At 45.5% G+C, this 14994-nt stretch carries 16 protein-coding genes and 1 pseudogene; 12 read left to right on the top strand and 5 right to left on the bottom strand.

Annotation, left to right across the window (positions count from 1 at the left end):
- Window positions 1–397 precede the first annotated feature (397 nt).
- From ACE1CD_RS12835 to urtD, 6 genes are all read left to right on the top strand, one after another.
- Window positions 398–628 (top strand): hypothetical protein, encoded by a 231-nt coding sequence (locus ACE1CD_RS12835; RefSeq protein ID WP_374794429.1) that lies wholly within the window; start codon window positions 398–400, stop codon window positions 626–628.
- A 95-nt stretch (window positions 629–723) separates the two neighbouring features.
- Window positions 724–1506, top strand: coding sequence for a hypothetical protein (locus ACE1CD_RS12830; protein WP_374824493.1), 783 nt, complete (start codon window positions 724–726; stop codon window positions 1504–1506).
- Window positions 1507–1870: 364 nt separating this feature from the next.
- Window positions 1871–3208, top strand: coding sequence for an urea ABC transporter substrate-binding protein (urtA, locus tag ACE1CD_RS12825; protein ID WP_374824490.1), 1338 nt, complete (start codon window positions 1871–1873; stop codon window positions 3206–3208).
- A 137-nt stretch (window positions 3209–3345) separates the two neighbouring features.
- Window positions 3346–4506 (top strand): urea ABC transporter permease subunit UrtB, encoded by a 1161-nt coding sequence (gene urtB / locus ACE1CD_RS12820; protein ID WP_374794426.1) that lies wholly within the window; start codon window positions 3346–3348, stop codon window positions 4504–4506.
- Window positions 4507–5003: 497 nt separating this feature from the next.
- Window positions 5004–6149 (top strand): urea ABC transporter permease subunit UrtC, encoded by a 1146-nt coding sequence (gene urtC / locus ACE1CD_RS12815; protein ID WP_374794456.1) that lies wholly within the window; start codon window positions 5004–5006, stop codon window positions 6147–6149.
- 224 nt (window positions 6150–6373) lie between these two features.
- Entirely contained in the window at window positions 6374–7117 is a 744-nt protein-coding gene (gene urtD, locus ACE1CD_RS12810) for an urea ABC transporter ATP-binding protein UrtD (protein ID WP_374794425.1), read from the top strand.
- Between the two features lie 158 nt (window positions 7118–7275).
- On the opposite strand, the gene ACE1CD_RS12805 is transcribed toward urtD, so the two are convergent.
- Window positions 7276–8133 carry an acyl-CoA desaturase gene (locus ACE1CD_RS12805; RefSeq protein ID WP_374794424.1) on the bottom strand — a complete coding sequence of 286 codons (858 nt, stop codon included), beginning with the start codon at window positions 8131–8133 and terminating at the stop codon, window positions 7276–7278.
- A gap of 191 nt (window positions 8134–8324) precedes the next feature.
- Here ACE1CD_RS12805 and ACE1CD_RS12800 point away from each other — a divergent pair, with 191 nt between their 5' ends.
- The 3 genes from ACE1CD_RS12800 (at window position 8325) to ACE1CD_RS12790 (ending at window position 10177) form a co-directional block, all read left to right on the top strand.
- Window positions 8325–9572, top strand: coding sequence for a TetR family transcriptional regulator (locus ACE1CD_RS12800; protein WP_374824487.1), 1248 nt, complete (start codon window positions 8325–8327; stop codon window positions 9570–9572).
- Between the two features lie 147 nt (window positions 9573–9719).
- Window positions 9720–9890: a photosystem II assembly protein Psb34 gene (psb34, locus tag ACE1CD_RS12795; protein WP_374794422.1), complete on the top strand. Its 171-nt coding sequence runs from the start codon at window positions 9720–9722 to the stop codon at window positions 9888–9890.
- 50 nt (window positions 9891–9940) lie between these two features.
- On the top strand, window positions 9941–10177 hold the full coding sequence (locus ACE1CD_RS12790) for a hypothetical protein (protein WP_374824484.1): 237 nt from the start codon (window positions 9941–9943) through the stop codon (window positions 10175–10177).
- A 249-nt stretch (window positions 10178–10426) separates the two neighbouring features.
- Here the strand turns inward: ACE1CD_RS12790 and ACE1CD_RS12785 are convergent, their stop codons facing one another.
- Window positions 10427–11179, bottom strand: coding sequence for a winged helix-turn-helix domain-containing protein (locus tag ACE1CD_RS12785; RefSeq protein WP_374824481.1), 753 nt, complete (start codon window positions 11177–11179; stop codon window positions 10427–10429).
- Between the two features lie 82 nt (window positions 11180–11261).
- Entirely contained in the window at window positions 11262–11987 is a 726-nt protein-coding gene (locus tag ACE1CD_RS12780) for a response regulator transcription factor (RefSeq protein WP_190462525.1), read from the bottom strand.
- 556 nt (window positions 11988–12543) lie between these two features.
- Here ACE1CD_RS12780 and ACE1CD_RS12775 point away from each other — a divergent pair.
- Window positions 12544–13179: a CPP1-like family protein gene (locus ACE1CD_RS12775; RefSeq protein WP_374794420.1), complete on the top strand. Its 636-nt coding sequence runs from the start codon at window positions 12544–12546 to the stop codon at window positions 13177–13179.
- Window positions 13180–13181: 2 nt separating this feature from the next.
- Here ACE1CD_RS12775 and ACE1CD_RS12770 read toward each other — a convergent pair whose 3' ends face one another.
- The gene (locus ACE1CD_RS12770) at window positions 13182–13358 is read right to left on the bottom strand and encodes a hypothetical protein (protein ID WP_374794419.1); all 177 of its coding nucleotides are present in this window, start codon (window positions 13356–13358) and stop codon (window positions 13182–13184) included.
- An 8-nt stretch (window positions 13359–13366) separates the two neighbouring features.
- Window positions 13367–14482: a 4-hydroxyphenylpyruvate dioxygenase gene (hppD, locus tag ACE1CD_RS12765; protein WP_374794418.1), complete on the bottom strand. Its 1116-nt coding sequence runs from the start codon at window positions 14480–14482 to the stop codon at window positions 13367–13369.
- Between the two features lie 44 nt (window positions 14483–14526).
- Between hppD and ACE1CD_RS12760 the strand changes: the two genes are divergently transcribed.
- Both ACE1CD_RS12760 and ACE1CD_RS12755 read left to right on the top strand, forming a co-directional pair.
- A complete protein-coding gene (locus ACE1CD_RS12760; RefSeq protein ID WP_374794417.1) occupies window positions 14527–14748 on the top strand; it encodes a hypothetical protein in 222 nt (73 codons plus the stop codon).
- A 106-nt stretch (window positions 14749–14854) separates the two neighbouring features.
- A pseudogene (locus ACE1CD_RS12755) lies at window positions 14855–14994 on the top strand (IS607 family transposase); the annotation flags it as partial.

The raw sequence follows: 14994 nt of genomic DNA, 5'->3' as shown, positions 1-14994 counted from the left end.
TCCATATTTGTGGTTTTAAAAAAATTTATTTAGGATTATTGCAAAGTTTTTAGTCTGATTAACTTGCTTTAAAGGGGTTAAATTCGCCTAATTTATTTGAAAATGTTCTCTATACTAAATTTGGAAAGCGGCAAAGTCTTTGGGAGCGTTATGGCTGAATACAAGGTGCTAAATGCTGCAATACATCTCCCCTATACCTACTACTCAGTATAAGGGGTTGGGTAAATTTTCTTAAGCTCGATCGGCAGCTAATATCCCGTATTTAAGGAAAATCTAGTGCTTTCCCAAATTACTCGCCCCCAGCGGTGCGTATCAAGGAATATCGGTAAATCACACAAATTAGATACCAGTATATACCACTTAGCTTTTCTATCGCAGTTTTTCGTGAGGGTGTATCATGTTTTTTATTCGCGAAGTTGTCCAACAAGCTCTTACAACTGGTTATCTAAGTTTGGAAGCAGAAGCTCAACTGCGGGGAATTTTGCAGAAAAAGTACGATATGGAAGACCTAGATGCTTTCATAACGTTGCCACAAGCAGCAGTGGCAGGTTTGCTAAAGCAGGAATCTCGTGAGTTAAGAGGCTACCAGTGTTTGGGCGATCGGGAAAAAGTTGCTAGAGGGGAATAAAAAGCACAAATTAAGCAAATTGGCAATATCTCGCTTTTTAAGAAAAGCAATTTAAACTTCGTCTACTCTTGCAAGTATTTTGAGCGGAAGCAAATATGATGACGAGTCTAAAAGAGTTAGCGATCGATTCTACCGAAGCAACAATTCTAACGCCAGCAGTGTGTGCTGTACCAGTTCAAACGCCAAATTTTTATTGCGTTAGAAGCTTGTCCGAAGCTTACAGCGATGGAGTATCAAAACAAGATACGGGTACGCTGAATAACGTTCTCAGTACAAATTCATCGGCAAAAGTTACCGCAGTACATCGTAACGGTGGACGCAGCTGCGCTGAGACTTTCTGCAATGCTGCTATAGGTATGCTGGGTGCCTATGCAAAAACTGTTACGAACGATACCTATTATAGTGAGTTGGTGGCTATTGCTTTTAGTTCGGCATATTTTCACGATACGATCGCCGTTCGATCGCATAATTTAGCGATCGGATCTCCTGTTACGCTTATTTTCAGTCAGGTTGTGGCAGGTGCATTCGAGATGGGCGAAGGTGAATCTCAAGGCACAGTTCAGTCAACTTTTAGGATCGACAATGAATTACTCTATTATGCAAGCAACATAGACTCTCAGTCAGATACAACACAAACATCTGATTCCCAGATCCTTGTGGTTAACACGACTGTTGGTAGTACAATTAATATTTGCGGAAGATTGGATGCGATCGTACAAGTCCATAACGGTGGTTCGATTGTTGCCGATTACAGCAACACAACTACTTTCTATGCCGACTCGCAAACACCAGAAGTAATACTCGTCAGCGCCAGCGGTCACGATTATTCACATATAATGCCTGAATGCGATCGTTTGTCTCGATCCTGGAGAGCTTGAGGATACTGGGCTGAGTTTCCGGCTAGTTTTACAGCACAATTTGTCCTCTTTTGTCAACTATAGAGCTTAGGCATACTCTGGCTGTAGAGCTAATTCATGAATTAGCTGTACGGCTTTTGGTGTGATTCATGAATTACCCCAAAAGCCATACTGTTTAAAATTGGAGATTGCCTAAGCCTCAACTAGATTGCAAAAAAAGCGATCGGCCTAAGTTTACCAAAATTCTTAAATAAAAAAAAACTTTGCCATTTACTTAAATTTTTGTATCAAACAGCACTTTTAATTCAAAGTAAAGTAACATACCATAACATATTTGCTCAGTCTATATATCTGTTGACTGATTGACCAAGGAGTAGTGAACGGTATGACAATGCGATTCAATCGACGTAAATTTCTTTTGTACGGTTCCGCCACATTTGTAACCAGTCTTCTCCTCAAAGCTTGCGGTGGCGGCGATACCGCCAGCAATACACCCACTCCGGCGGCGACAGCCAGTCCAACGACAGCTGCATCTCCCGTAGCTGCTAGTAGTGGTGCAACTGGAGAGACCATCAAGGTAGGAATTTTACACTCTCTCAGCGGCACAATGGCAATTAGCGAAAAAAGCGTCGTGGATGCCGAACAACTGGCGATCGACGAAATCAACGCTGCTGGTGGTGTGTTAGGCAAGAAAATCGAGCCTGTAATCGAAGATGGAGCCTCAGATTGGCCGACTTTTGCAGAAAAAGCGAAAAAGCTCATCGATCAGGATAAAGTAGTCACCATTTTTGGTTGCTGGACTTCTGCTAGCCGTAAAGCAGTATTGCCTGTTTTTGAAGAAAAGAAACATATGCTCTGGTATCCTGTGCAATATGAAGGCCAGGAGTGTTCTCAGAACATTTTCTATACCGGTGCTGCACCCAACCAACAAATTGAACCTGCGGTTGATTGGCTGTTGCAAAATAAGGGCAAAGAGTTTTTCTTAGTTGGCTCTGACTATGTGTTTCCCCGCACCGCAAACACGATTATCAAAGCACAGGTAGCTGCCAAAGGTGGCAAAATAGTTGGAGAAGATTACCTACCGCTTGGTAACACGGAAGTTACGGCTATCATCACCAAAATAAAACAAGCTTTACCCAAGGGCGGCGTTATTTTTAACACGCTCAACGGCGATAGTAACGTGGCTTTCTTCAAACAGATGCAAGGTGCGGGTTTGGGGCCAGACAAATATCCAGTCATGTCTGTAAGTATTGCTGAAGAAGAAGTGAAAGCGATCGGCCCTGAATATCTCAAAGGTCACTACGCGGCATGGAATTATTTCCAAACAGTCGATACACCTGAAAACCAAAAGTTTGTGCAAGCCTTTAAAGCTAAATACGGTGCAGATCGGGTAACCAATGACCCAATGGAAGCAGCGTATATTATGGTTTACCTATGGAAGCAAGCGGTCGAACAAGCTAAAACAACTGAATTGGAAGCAGTCAGAAAAGCTGCTTTAGGTCAGACGTTTAATGCCCCAGAAGGTAAAGTGTCATTGGACAACAGCCATCACTTATCTAAGTTTGTGCGGATTGGTGAAGTTGCTGAAGATGGCTTGTTTAAAATTGTTTATGCCACCAAGGAAGCAGTTAAGCCAATTCCTTGGAATCAATACGTTGCGGAAACTAAAGGTTATGCCTGCGATTGGTCAGATCCTAAGAAAGGAGGTAAGTACAAAATCTAACTAGGGCGCAAAATGCCAACCCTTGTGGGCAATGCCCACCTAATCAAAATTGGCAATCAAAGGTGAGTATTGCTCACCCTAGTAAAAATTGTTAATCAAAGGTGGGCATTGCCCACCCTACTAAAGGGAGGAAGGGTGTGCTAGCAGGATTGTTTGACGGCATATTTAACGGTATTAGCATTGGCGCAGTTCTGTTAATTTCAGCGCTGGGTTTAGCTATTGTATTTGGCTTGATGGGCGTGATTAATATGGCTCACGGCGAATTAATGATGCTGGGAGCATACACGACTTTTTTGGTGCAAAATGGCTTCAAAATAGTCGGTGGGCCGTTGTTTGAAAGCTATATATTTTTCGCTCTACCTGTGGCTTTCTTGGTGGCGGCTGCTGTAGGAGTAATTCTGGAAAGAGGAGTGATTCGCTATCTCTACGGGCGACCTTTGGAAACGTTGCTGGCGACTTGGGGAGTTAGCTTAATTTTGCAGCAGTTTGTTCGCAGTGTAAGCTGGGTGCTGGTGATTGGAATTGCCCTGTTTTCTATCTTGTTTTTTGGCGGTTTGTGGGTAATATCTCGGCGTCCGGATTTCGATCGCATTCGCAAATTGGCCATAGGCATTATGTTACCGCTTGCGGGTGCGATCGCATTGACAACTGGCGCATTATTAAGCCAAACTTTTAAACTCGCAGTCAACAAACCTTGGTTTGGCGCTCAAAACGTTGATGTTACAGCACCAAAATGGTTGCGCGGCGGCTTACCTTTGGGCGATTTCCAAGTGCCTTACGCACGCCTATTCATTATTGTACTAACGATTATTTGCCTTGTCGGTATTTACCAGTTCTTGCAACGTTCTGCTTGGGGTTTGCGAATTCGTGCGGTAACGCAAAATCGCACAATGAGCGCTTGTCTGGGTATCGCCACCCAAAAAGTTGACGCTCTCACTTTTGCGCTAGGTTCCGGTTTAGCTGGCGTAGCAGGATGCGCGGTAAGTTTGCTCGGTTCTGTAGGGCCAAATACAGGGCAAAATTATATCGTGGATACGTTTATGGTTGTAGTTGTGGGCGGTGTTGGTAAATTGGTGGGCAGTATTGTCGCAGCAATGGCGATCGGTACGCTCAACTATATTATCGGTTCTGGAACTTTGGCTTCGCTGCTGGCACCGATACAACCTCTAGCTGATTTCTTTACTTTCTTTGCCACAACGAGTATGGCAAAGGTGATGGTATTTGCGCTGATTATTGGTTTTCTGCAAGTTCGTCCTGCTGGTATTTTCCCGCAAAAAGGGCGTACTGTTGATGCCTAGTTGATTGATAGCAAGAAAGGGAGATAGGGAAAATGCAAGAGGAGGAAAACGGGAGAAGTCGGAAAATATACCACTTTCCTCTCGTGAGAAAGGACGACACAGAAAATACCGAAACTGCTGGAGCTTCGGAACCTAATAATTTGTCTATTTCCAACGCAAATGTGCCAAGTTCCGATTCGGAACAAAGTAAAGTTTCAGGAAATAACAAAGACGAAAAAGAGAAAGCTAAAGATTTGCCTGTCAGAAAAAAAGCAGAAGAGATAAATAGTAAAACGCAACAAATATCTCATTCTGCGAACGCGACAACAACTTCAGCGCAGTCACTTAACTCGTTCGAGAAAGAGAGAATGGCAGGGCCGGAAAAGGGAGAAAATCAGAAAATATACCACTACCCTTACGTAAAAAGGGGAAATCGGCCAAATAAAAGGAATTTAGAATCCTCCCACTCTAGCAATATCTCCTCAGTTCAATCTCCTCAGCAACTGTTTCAGGTGCTGATGCAACAAAAGCGATCGCTCTTGATTGAAGCAGCTGCGGTAGTGGCGATCGCTCTCATCCTGATCCTGCTAATTCCCCCTTTTCTAAGCATCATAGGGCAAGGATTTCGCGTCAACTTGCTAGGCCGATTTTTAGCCTTAGCGATTGTCGCCCTTGGCATAGATTTAATTTGGGGATATACGGGAATGCTTAGTTTAGGTCATGGCGTATTTTTTGCCCTCGGCGGTTATGCGCTAGCCATGCACCTGAAATTGCAACTTCCCCCGGATGCCAGCGTCCAATTACCGGAATTTATGAGCCTTTATGGGGTAACAGAACTGCCTTGGTTTTGGCAACCATTTTATTCTTTTCCGTTCACTGCGGCAGCTATATTCATTCTACCATCTGTGTTGGCTGGAATACTTGGATATTTGGTATTTCGCAACCGGATTCGCGGCGTTTATTTTTCCATCTTGACGCAAGCAGCCACAATTGTATTTTTCAATTTCTTTAACGGTCAGCAGAAACTTTTCAACGGTACTAATGGGCTAACCAATTTCAAGACTTTCTTGGGAAGTAATGTCAACGACAATCAAACGCAGTTTGCTTTTTATACGCTCACAGTAGTGTTGCTTGTAGCTGCTTATGCCCTTTGCCGTTGGCTGACAAGTGGAAGATTCGGTCGCCTCTTAATTGCGATTCGCGATGATGAAGCCAGGGTGCGTTTTTCCGGTTACGATCCTACAGGCTTTAAGGTTTTGGTATTTGCGATTTCAGCGGGTTTAGCTGGCATTGCCGGTGCTATGTTTACGCTGCAAACTGGTTTAATATCCCCCAAAGCGATGGATATTGCCTTTTCAATTGAAATGGTAATTTGGGTAGCTGTGGGAGGTCGCGCTACTTTAATGGGAGCAGTGCTGGGTGCGATCGCGGTAAATTTTGGCAAGAGTATTTTGAGCGAACAATTCCCGGAAATTTGGCTATTTTTCCAAGGCGCATTATTCTTGATTGTGGTAATGGTGCTTCCCAACGGTGTGGTGGGTTGGCTGCAAACTCAAGGAATTGAGAATATGCGATCGCTATTAGGAATCCGCAAGTACGCCACTACATATCCCAGTTTGGCAGAAAATCCCGAAGTCGAGATCGAACGGGAAGAATTAGAGTAGGTAAAAGTCAAGAAAGGGACTAGGGCGTCGGGGTTAGGGGAACAGGGACGAGGAACCAGGAAAAAGGGCATAAAATTTCAGATTTTAGATTTAAAAGGGAAGATTTTGATAAATCTGAAATCTGAAAGAAAGAAATTTTAAATCTCCCACTCCCCCACTCCCCCACTCCCCCACTCCACTCCCCCCGATGCCCGACGCCCTAACCCCTAACCCCTAGCCCTCTTATGAATGGAAAAATCTTAGAAACTGAGAACGTAACCGTTAGTTTTGATGGCTTTAAAGCCCTGAGAAACTTAAATTTCAATATGGACGCTGGGGAATTGCGCGTAGTAATTGGCCCCAACGGTGCTGGCAAAACAACATTCCTGGATGTGATTACCGGCAAAGTCCAACCAACGGAAGGACGAGTACTATTTAAAGGGCGAAATACTAAACGCCTTTCCGAACATCAAATCGCTCGTTTGGGAATTGGTCGCAAGTTTCAAACTCCCCGAATTTATCTAAATCTAACGCCTTGGGAAAATCTAGAACTTACCTGTAACCGCAATAAAAATGTGTTGGCAAGTTTATTTGGCAATTCTCCTAGTGAAGAACGTCGCACGGTGGCAGGTTTGTTGGAAACTATTGGCTTATCGGCTAAAGCAGATATCAAAGCCGGATTACTTTCCCACGGGGAGAAGCAACGTTTAGAAATTGGGATGTTAGTAGCTCAATCTCCGGATTTGTTATTAGTTGATGAACCAGTAGCGGGTTTAACCGATGAAGAAACTTACAACATTGGGGAGTTACTACTCGCACTAGCCCAAAGTCATTCTATTTTGGTAATCGAACACGATATGGAATTCGTGCGCCAAATTGCTCGCAAGGTGACGGTGTTGCACGAGGGTTCGGTGTTGTGCGAAGGCACTATTGAAGAGGTGCAGAACGATCCTCGTGTGATTGAGGTATATTTGGGTTCTCATCAATAATTGTCATACTTAATGGTTTATGGCAATAGCCAATTTTTACCGCAGATGACAACAGATAAACGCAGCCTATAGCAGATGGGAAAGTAGAGACGTTTCATGAAACGTCTCTACTATGAAATGGCCAAAAATTAAAGGGGGTAACAAACTCGGATTTGGTATCACAGATCGGCGATAACTTCTGCGGGGGGGCGAATAATGCGCTGAGCCAATCCCACAGTTTCCAATGCTTCGATCGCCCACCAAGTCATATCTAATTCCCACCATTTCCAACCGGCTTTGGCTACATTAGGATAAGCGTGGTGGTTATTGTGCCATCCTTCGCCGTAGGTGAGAATTGCCGCCCACCAAAGGTTGCGGGAACCGTCTGCAACTTCAAAGCGACGATCGCCTGTCATGTGAGTGGCGGAGTTAATCAACCAAGTGGTGTGCCATAAAATCACAGCTCGCAGGAAGACTCCATAGATGACAAAAGACCATCCTCCCAAGGCATAGAGCAATAGAGCGACTGGAATTTGCAGCATCAAGAAATTGCGATCGAGCCAGGTGTAATATGGGTCGCGAGACATATCCGGAGCGTATTTCCGATAGGTATCGCGATCGAAAAACTCCGCGCGAGGATAGAAAATCCACAGCATATGGCTCCACCAAAAACCCCGCGACGCTGCATAGGGATCTTTATCTTTATCCTCTGTATGCAAGTGGTGCTGGCGGTGTCCGGAGACCCAAAATATCGGCCCTCCTTGAAGAGCCAAAGCTCCAATGGTAGCCAGGATATACTCTAACCACTTAGGAACTTGCAAACTGCGGTGCGTGAGCAGGCGATGGTATCCCAAACAAATGCCGATGCTGCCAAACAACCAGTGCAGAAAAATCATCACACCCAAGGCAGACCAAGAAAAGAACCAGGGAGCCAGCAGCGCTACAGCATGAACAGTCCCGAAAAAGGCAACATTCGTCCAACTCAGTTTGAGTGATTCCGAGGATTTTTGTAATGTTGCGCTCGAATTTGAGGTCATAAACTTTCCTATTTGAGAGTCTTGCATCCTGTTTGCCCGATTCAGGACTAGCTTGTGCTGCTCCTTCTGTTTCGATCGCGCTTGTTCGATCTTGGGAATAGCGCTACAGTGGACGCAAGTATGCAAGTGTTGCTTGCTTTCAGCCTAACAATTTTTTCCCTGACCTGCAAGTAGTACTTGCAAATAATTTTATGACAGCTCAACGCAAATCCGCTCGACAGCGCTTAGTGCAAGCAGCACTGCAACTGTTTGCCGCTCAGGGGGTGACTGAGACTACAACTCGGCAGATTGCTGAATTGGCTGATGTAAATGAAGTAACGTTATTCCGTAATTTTGGCAGTAAGCATGGCTTGCTTCTGGCTGTGATTGAGGAAGCAGAGGTTTTTACGCAACTTGGGGAAGCTCTGGGACAACAGGCAAATCAAATTCAGGGCTTGGCTCAAGGGCTGCAAGCTTATGCAGAGGGTTATTTGGGAGCGCTGGAAGAAATTCCAGAATTTGTGCGATCGCTGGTGGGAGAGGCGGGTCACTATCCACCAGAAAACCGACAGGCAATCGGACGAGGGTTGGCCCAAATTCATCGTTACACGGTGCAGTATTTAACTGCGGTGATGTCACGGGAACAGGTGCGATCGCAGATGGAAGTGGCAAAGGTGGCAAGCTTGCTCAATACGCTGTTACTGGGGTATGCGGCGATCGAATTTACGGCTGAATTTCACGAACTCTGGTCAAATAAAGCCGCATTTATCGCCGATTTAGTAGAGCTGTTTCTCGCCACGGAACGTTTTGAGGCGACAGCAGCAGAACAAACAAGCAGTTTAACAACGGTAGATTGCAATGCGAGTGTACTGGCGGGAGAGGTTCTCGATTTACCAGCGCCTTTGGTGCGGGCGATCCTGCAAAAGGCTCGCAAATCCGGTTCCCAAGACTACGCTTTGGTTTACGTGCTGTTTGCGACTGGCTTAAGTCCTGGGGAAATTGCCAGTCTCCAGCGATCGCACTCTATTTTTGACGAGCGACAACATCTGCTGCAAATCCCTCAAGGAGCAAAACGCCAAGTGCCTGTCAATCAATGGATTATGGGACATCGCTATGGCACCTACACGAAAAATCCCCTCACTCAATGGCTCAAGACGCGAAGGGACGAACAGCCAGCTTTATTTATCAACGAGAACGGAAGAGCGATATCTGAAGTAGAGGTACGTCTGCGCTGGCAGCAGCTCGTCGCAGAGATCGTCACACCGTCAGGATTTCCTCCGGCGATCGAACAAGCCCAACAAACTTGGTGTCTTGAGATGTTGATGCGGGGGATGAATTTAGAAGGTTTAAGCATCCTGACTGGCTGCGATCCAGAGCAATTGCAACCCTATACACGTAGGGCGCAAGAAAAGGCAGCTTTGGAACAAGCCATCCGATTAGATCGACCGGTTAGGGGTTAGGGGCTAGGGGAAGAAGGAGATCCCCGACTCCTGGAAGGAGATCCCCGACTTCTTGGAGAAGTCGGGGATCTTTTTTAAAAGATCCTCTTGACATTTCTTTACAATCTGTTACATTAGTTAATATAAAGAAACAACAAGGAGACAGAGATGAGCTACACCAAAGAAGAAACCGGACTATTGAACAACTTTGCCATTGAGCCAAAGATGTACGTTGCCGACTACCCCACCAAAGCACAGCAGCGGGGCTACCTGTTTCAAGGCTTCGCGGCGATCGTTTTACTAGCTGGTGTGGTACTGACTGCCTTTGCTGTCAGCTAGATTATTTTTGCCGTTAATCGCTTTTCAATTTCATAATGAGGAGATTTGAAATGAAAACTGACTTTGACATTGCGCGTAGCTACGTTTGTGCGGCGACCATTTTTAATCCTGAATTCAACAACTTTGCCAACATCACCGCCAATCAAGCTTGGTCGCTGTTTTTCACCGCAGGTCGCGATGATGCAGCTCTGGGCGATAATCCAGAAGTAGGGCAATTTTTCAACAATGTTTTGATAGCTGTCGTCACAGCAGTTGTCGCCGCCTCATTTTTCTTCCGCTCGTTCTAAAGAGGCGATCGTGCGGGGTATTTGTAAAACTCCAGCCTATACTCCTACTATTCGCTCATTTGGCAGCGAATTAGAGAAATTCAAGTATAGGCACCATTTATTGAAGGCAGAATAATTATTCCCAAAAGGAAGAATTATTCTGCCTACGCTTATGAAAGTGTTTGCTCTCAATAGTCAAATCGCTATTAATGGTAAGTTTTCCTAAACAATAGTTAAAACTTAGGTATCAGCACTAGCAACAGAAGTATTTTAAGACTGAGACCTTTCCAGAGCTTGGGTGGCGGGAACCACAAGCTTATAGCCCACGTTTCGGACAGTCTGAATCAATTTCGGCTGACTCGCATCTAGTTCTATCTTTTTGCGGATTTGACCGATGTGAACATCTACAACTCGGTCTTCTTCTCCTTCTACTCCTGTGTGTTCGTAACCCCACACCTCTCGAATCAGTTCGCCGCGCCGCCACACTTTTCCCGGATGACTAGCTAAAAAATGGAGCAAATTAAATTCTAAAGCAGTTAATAGTACAGTTTGATTGTTGAGGGTGACCTCCCGACGTACAGGGTCGATGATTAAATTTTCCAAAACTAAAGGCTGCTGTTGAAGCCCAGCAGTCACCGTCACTGTAATTCGCCGCAAAAGAGCTTGCACTTGTTTTTCCAAGACTTCCACATAAAAAGGCTTGGTGACATAAGCGTCGGCTGACTCCAATCCAGTGACTTGGGATTTTACGTCTGTTAAACTTGTGAGCAGCATGACAAGAACATCACTGCGGCTCTTCATTTCCTCACAGAGTTTAAAGCCGATCGCATCTGGCAAAATGACATCCAAAATTACCAAATCAGGGTGGAATTGCTCAAAAATATCCCAGGCGTTCTTACCATCTGCGGCGCATTCTATCTGATAGTTCTGCTTGCTCTGGCTTAAGAACCTATAAATTAAATTCCGGATTGCTGGGTCGTCATCAACAACTAATATCTTTCTGCGGGGGACATCGGTTTTCATGGTAAAGTCTCAAGCAGCACAGTTAAAATTGCAAGAGTTGATTTGGGGAACTGGCCCGCAAGGAGCCAGAAACCTCATTACTTCACGGCTGAGATTGGTTGCTTGCACCTGTATTTTCGGGAACCTCAAACTGGTAGCCAACGCCGCGAATCGTCCGAATCATCTTATCTGGCTGAAGTAAATCTGTGCCGAGCTTTTTACGAATTTGGCCAACATGAACGTCAACTACCCGTTGATCGCCAACGTATTCGTAATCCCATACAGCTTGGATCAGTTCGGAACGACGCCAAACTTTACCGGGATGACTGGCTAAAAAGTGCAGCAGATCGAACTCTAGGGCGGTTAAGGGTACGCTCTGATTGTTGAGCGTTACCTCCCTACGCACCGGATCGATCATTAATTGGTCAACTATGATACGTTGTTGCTCGGCTGTAGTCACGACCCGCTGACGTTTCAAAATAGCTGCTACTCTGACTCCCAATTCACTTAGACTAAATGGTTTTGTGATGTAGTCATCGGCACCTTTGGAAAATCCTGTAATTTTATCAGCTTCGTCTGTCCGGCTTGTTAGCATTAGCACAAATACACCAGTGCGGCTCTGCATTTCTTGACAGAGGTTATAGCCATTGGCGTCAGGCAAATTTACATCCAGAATTACTAAGTCTGGATTGAATTGCTCAAACACGGCTATGGCCGTCTTACCATCCGCAGCAGACTCCATCTGGTAATTTTGCTTAGTCAAGAAGCGCTGGATTAAGTTTCGGACCGCAGGGTCGTCATCAACGACAAGAATCTTGGCGAGAGACATGGCCACCACTTTTACAGTTATAAGTTAAAGTTGAGGATAAACTAGCGAACAGAAAAGCTGGATGCGAGCTTTGGGAACGAGTACAGCAGCATGGCTGAAGACAGATTCGCGTATTTATTGTGTATCCAGCATTTTAAAGGATTTCATAGGAGCCCAGCATTATTAGTATGCCCTACTCAGTAACTACACTTTCGATGATTGACAAACCTCTTTTCCTTCTTCTGTCAACAATTTACCGCCTATTGGATCGGGTAGAGGGAGAGTTTCAAATCTAGTGGCAGTGGCTGTGAGTCTATGTTAATAGACCTGTTGGGGTAGATAGGACTTTGAAATGCGTTATTGCACTGACTGGCGGTCTGAGCGAGAAAATAAGGCAACGATCGCTTTCCAGATCTCAGGCTAAACTACTTGCAGCAGTAATTACTTTTTTAACCAATCACAACTAACTGCGACGTGCGACCAGTCATGTGGGGGCAGAATATAGATCGCGCAAAACCGCAAGCAGCTTGGGGTCGATAACGATAGGTGGCAAGATGGGATGTCTTGGAGGTTTTAAATGAGTACGGAAAATCACTATAAACAATTGGGACTGAACGAGGACGCGACATTCGACGAGATTCAAGCGGCTCGCAATCGCTTGACTCAGGAGAATAGTGGCGACCCGAAACGTCAGGAAACGATCGAAGCAGCCTACGATGCCATTTTGATGGAACGTCTGCGAATGCGCCAGGAAGGAAAAATAAAGGTTCCGGAAGGTATCCGATTTGCGGAACGCTTAGCTCAGGCTCCCCCTCCTGCTTCGCCAGCTCCTGTAAAGCAATCTAGCCCTTGGCTGCAAGGGCTGCTCGATACTCCCAGTCGGGCCGATATTTTGTGGCCTGCTGGTATTTTCTCGGTTTTGGCCGGTCTGAGTTTTTACTACCCGCCTTCGGCATCTGGAATATTGGCCGCAGCGGTTTTGGTCAGCCTTTATTTCCTTTCTCGCAAGGAAGGAAAGCTGGGGCGAGCTGTCGTGGTGTCGCTGTCTAGCTTGACTGGTGGCTTACTGTTTTCGGCTTTCGTTAACGCCTTGATTCAAAGTCAATTTCCAAATCTCGCTTTGGCAACGCAAAGCCCTCAAAGCGTCGCTTTGGTAATCCAAACTTGGGTAACTTTGTTTATCCTGTGGTTGGTTACTAGCTTTCTACGCTGAGGTCAGCAAAGTCGGCACTGTCTTGTCGCTTTGGTTCGCTGTGGAAATGCGTCGCGTCCCGATATTGTGGCCGCGATTGGCTCAAAACTACGTCCTACAGCCTCGCTGAGATCGGCAACGATCGCATCGGGGCTGTATGTTTGTATAGAGTTGCGATCGCTTAGCTTGAGAAGCTCCAACTATACCGTTAGGTTAGTTGGGGTAGTTCACCTTTTCGATCGCGCTTGATTTGTTCTTGTTCGATCGCTTCAAATAGGGCGCGGAAGTTCCTTTCGCCAAAGCCCTGCGCTTGCTTCTGTTGCCCGTTAACATAGCAGATTCGCCGCTCAATTACCTCAAAGAAGAAAGTTGGCTGCGTAAAAATTGGCTTTGTAAAGGTCTGAAGCAATAGCGGCGCAGTTTCTCTTGTATGTGGGTAAATATCTTCCCAATCCACCAGAATTTCGTGGTTGGCAATTTCTTGCAATTCTGTAGGCGATAGAGGCAGTCTTTCTCTTTGCTGTAACTGAGTGTAGTAAGTACGAGGAACTTTAATGAAACTTACACCAGAGGTTTTCAGTTGCGCGATCGCTTGTATGAGATTTGATGTCTGCAAAGCGATATGCTGGATTCCTGGCCCTCCATTGATATCCAAAAACTCTTGAATTTGAGAATTGACAGATGAAGGCTGATTAATCGGAAATTTTACCAAGTGGCTGGGATGAAGCATTACCTGACTCTGCAAGCCAGATCGAGACGTTTGAATGTCAAATGTCTGTTGGCGACGAAATCCCAGCACATTTTCATACCAAGTTGCCGCACGTTCCAAATCTCCACTACCCACATTCAGCACCACATGATCGATGCCGATAAAGGGCGAGGGAGAGACGGAAAGAGGTGAAGAAGGCGAAAAATTTGCACTTATCCATTCTCCATTTCCCATTTGCTCTATTAAAGTGTGACTGAGACACCCCCAAGCAGCAATTTTTGCCCACTTTAAATAGGAATCACCTTGTTGTTTGTACTGGATGGGTTGCAGGACTGTAACACCGTGACTGACTGCCTTTGCGATCGCCGATTCAATATCATTGACAAGAAAAGCAATATCTGCAATACCTGGAGAATGCGATCGCAGAAAATCTGCAACCGGGCTAGCAGAGGTGAGCGCTGAAGAAAGAAGAATGCAGACAGGCCCGCTTTTGACTGCTTCCGTGCGAGTATGGTTGCTGGTATCGCTTCCTAGCGATTGAAAGCCGATGCCAACAAACCAGTCACGCCATTTCTGCGCGTTCTCTACATAGAAGTGAAAGTGGTCAATTTGCATATAATTTGGGAATAATTTGCACAGAAGCTTTTCAACGCACGATTATGTTCAATAATCCTTTTATCAGAGCAGCTGGAGTGGCTGCAATTGCTTATGTTTTGTTTAAGGTTCTTGTCCAAGCATTATTCGCATTTGCCCAAATAACTCAAAGTTTTGCGTACTGGTTGAAGTGGCATTTTGTCCCCTGGAGTGAGGAAATAGCGATCGGTCTGGGCCTAGCCTTTTTGATTTTAACCGCAGTTACAACCAGTCGCGATCGCAGCTAAAGCGCCTTGATATGGTAAGCTTGCAGCACGACTAGAAGGAATTTGCCAGCTTATTTTCGCGATTTCAATCTGTCTGGAGAGAGATTGATTTAATTTCAAATTTTGTGTCGTCCTCTATGCCAGAGTTAGCAGTCGTGCCCAGCAACCAGAGCTTAACCGACAAGTCGCAGCACTCAGCAACCTCTACCCGCAAGCTGAAATCATCTCGGAAATCGGAGGGGGACTCAACTTCAAGCGGAAAAAACT

Origin of the sequence: Aerosakkonema sp. BLCC-F183 (genome assembly GCF_041929145.1) — a bacterium.
Classification (GTDB): domain Bacteria; phylum Cyanobacteriota; class Cyanobacteriia; order Cyanobacteriales; family Aerosakkonemataceae; genus Aerosakkonema.
The sequence above is the reverse complement of the archived record's forward strand: the minus strand, read 5'-3'. Positions and strand labels throughout refer to the sequence as shown.

Bases quoted from the DNA above. Each gene is read 5' to 3' on its own strand.
- psb34 (WP_374794422.1), top strand. From the start codon at position 9,720: ATGAGCTACACCAAAGAAGAAACCGGACTATTGAACAACTTTGCCATT.
- ACE1CD_RS12760 (WP_374794417.1), top strand. From the start codon at position 14,527: ATGTTCAATAATCCTTTTATCAGAGCAGCTGGAGTGGCTGCAATTGCT.
- ACE1CD_RS12785 (WP_374824481.1), bottom strand. From the start codon at position 11,179: ATGAAAACCGATGTCCCCCGCAGAAAGATATTAGTTGTTGATGACGAC.
- urtC (WP_374794456.1), top strand. From the start codon at position 5,004: ATGCAACAAAAGCGATCGCTCTTGATTGAAGCAGCTGCGGTAGTGGCG.
- ACE1CD_RS12790 (WP_374824484.1), top strand. From the start codon at position 9,941: ATGAAAACTGACTTTGACATTGCGCGTAGCTACGTTTGTGCGGCGACC.
- ACE1CD_RS12780 (WP_190462525.1), bottom strand. From the start codon at position 11,987: ATGTCTCTCGCCAAGATTCTTGTCGTTGATGACGACCCTGCGGTCCGA.
- urtD (WP_374794425.1), top strand. From the start codon at position 6,374: ATGAATGGAAAAATCTTAGAAACTGAGAACGTAACCGTTAGTTTTGAT.
- hppD (WP_374794418.1), bottom strand. From the start codon at position 14,482: ATGCAAATTGACCACTTTCACTTCTATGTAGAGAACGCGCAGAAATGG.
- ACE1CD_RS12775 (WP_374794420.1), top strand. From the start codon at position 12,544: ATGAGTACGGAAAATCACTATAAACAATTGGGACTGAACGAGGACGCG.
- ACE1CD_RS12800 (WP_374824487.1), top strand. From the start codon at position 8,325: ATGACAGCTCAACGCAAATCCGCTCGACAGCGCTTAGTGCAAGCAGCA.
- urtA (WP_374824490.1), top strand. From the start codon at position 1,871: ATGACAATGCGATTCAATCGACGTAAATTTCTTTTGTACGGTTCCGCC.
- ACE1CD_RS12805 (WP_374794424.1), bottom strand. From the start codon at position 8,133: ATGACCTCAAATTCGAGCGCAACATTACAAAAATCCTCGGAATCACTC.
- ACE1CD_RS12830 (WP_374824493.1), top strand. From the start codon at position 724: ATGATGACGAGTCTAAAAGAGTTAGCGATCGATTCTACCGAAGCAACA.
- ACE1CD_RS12835 (WP_374794429.1), top strand. From the start codon at position 398: ATGTTTTTTATTCGCGAAGTTGTCCAACAAGCTCTTACAACTGGTTAT.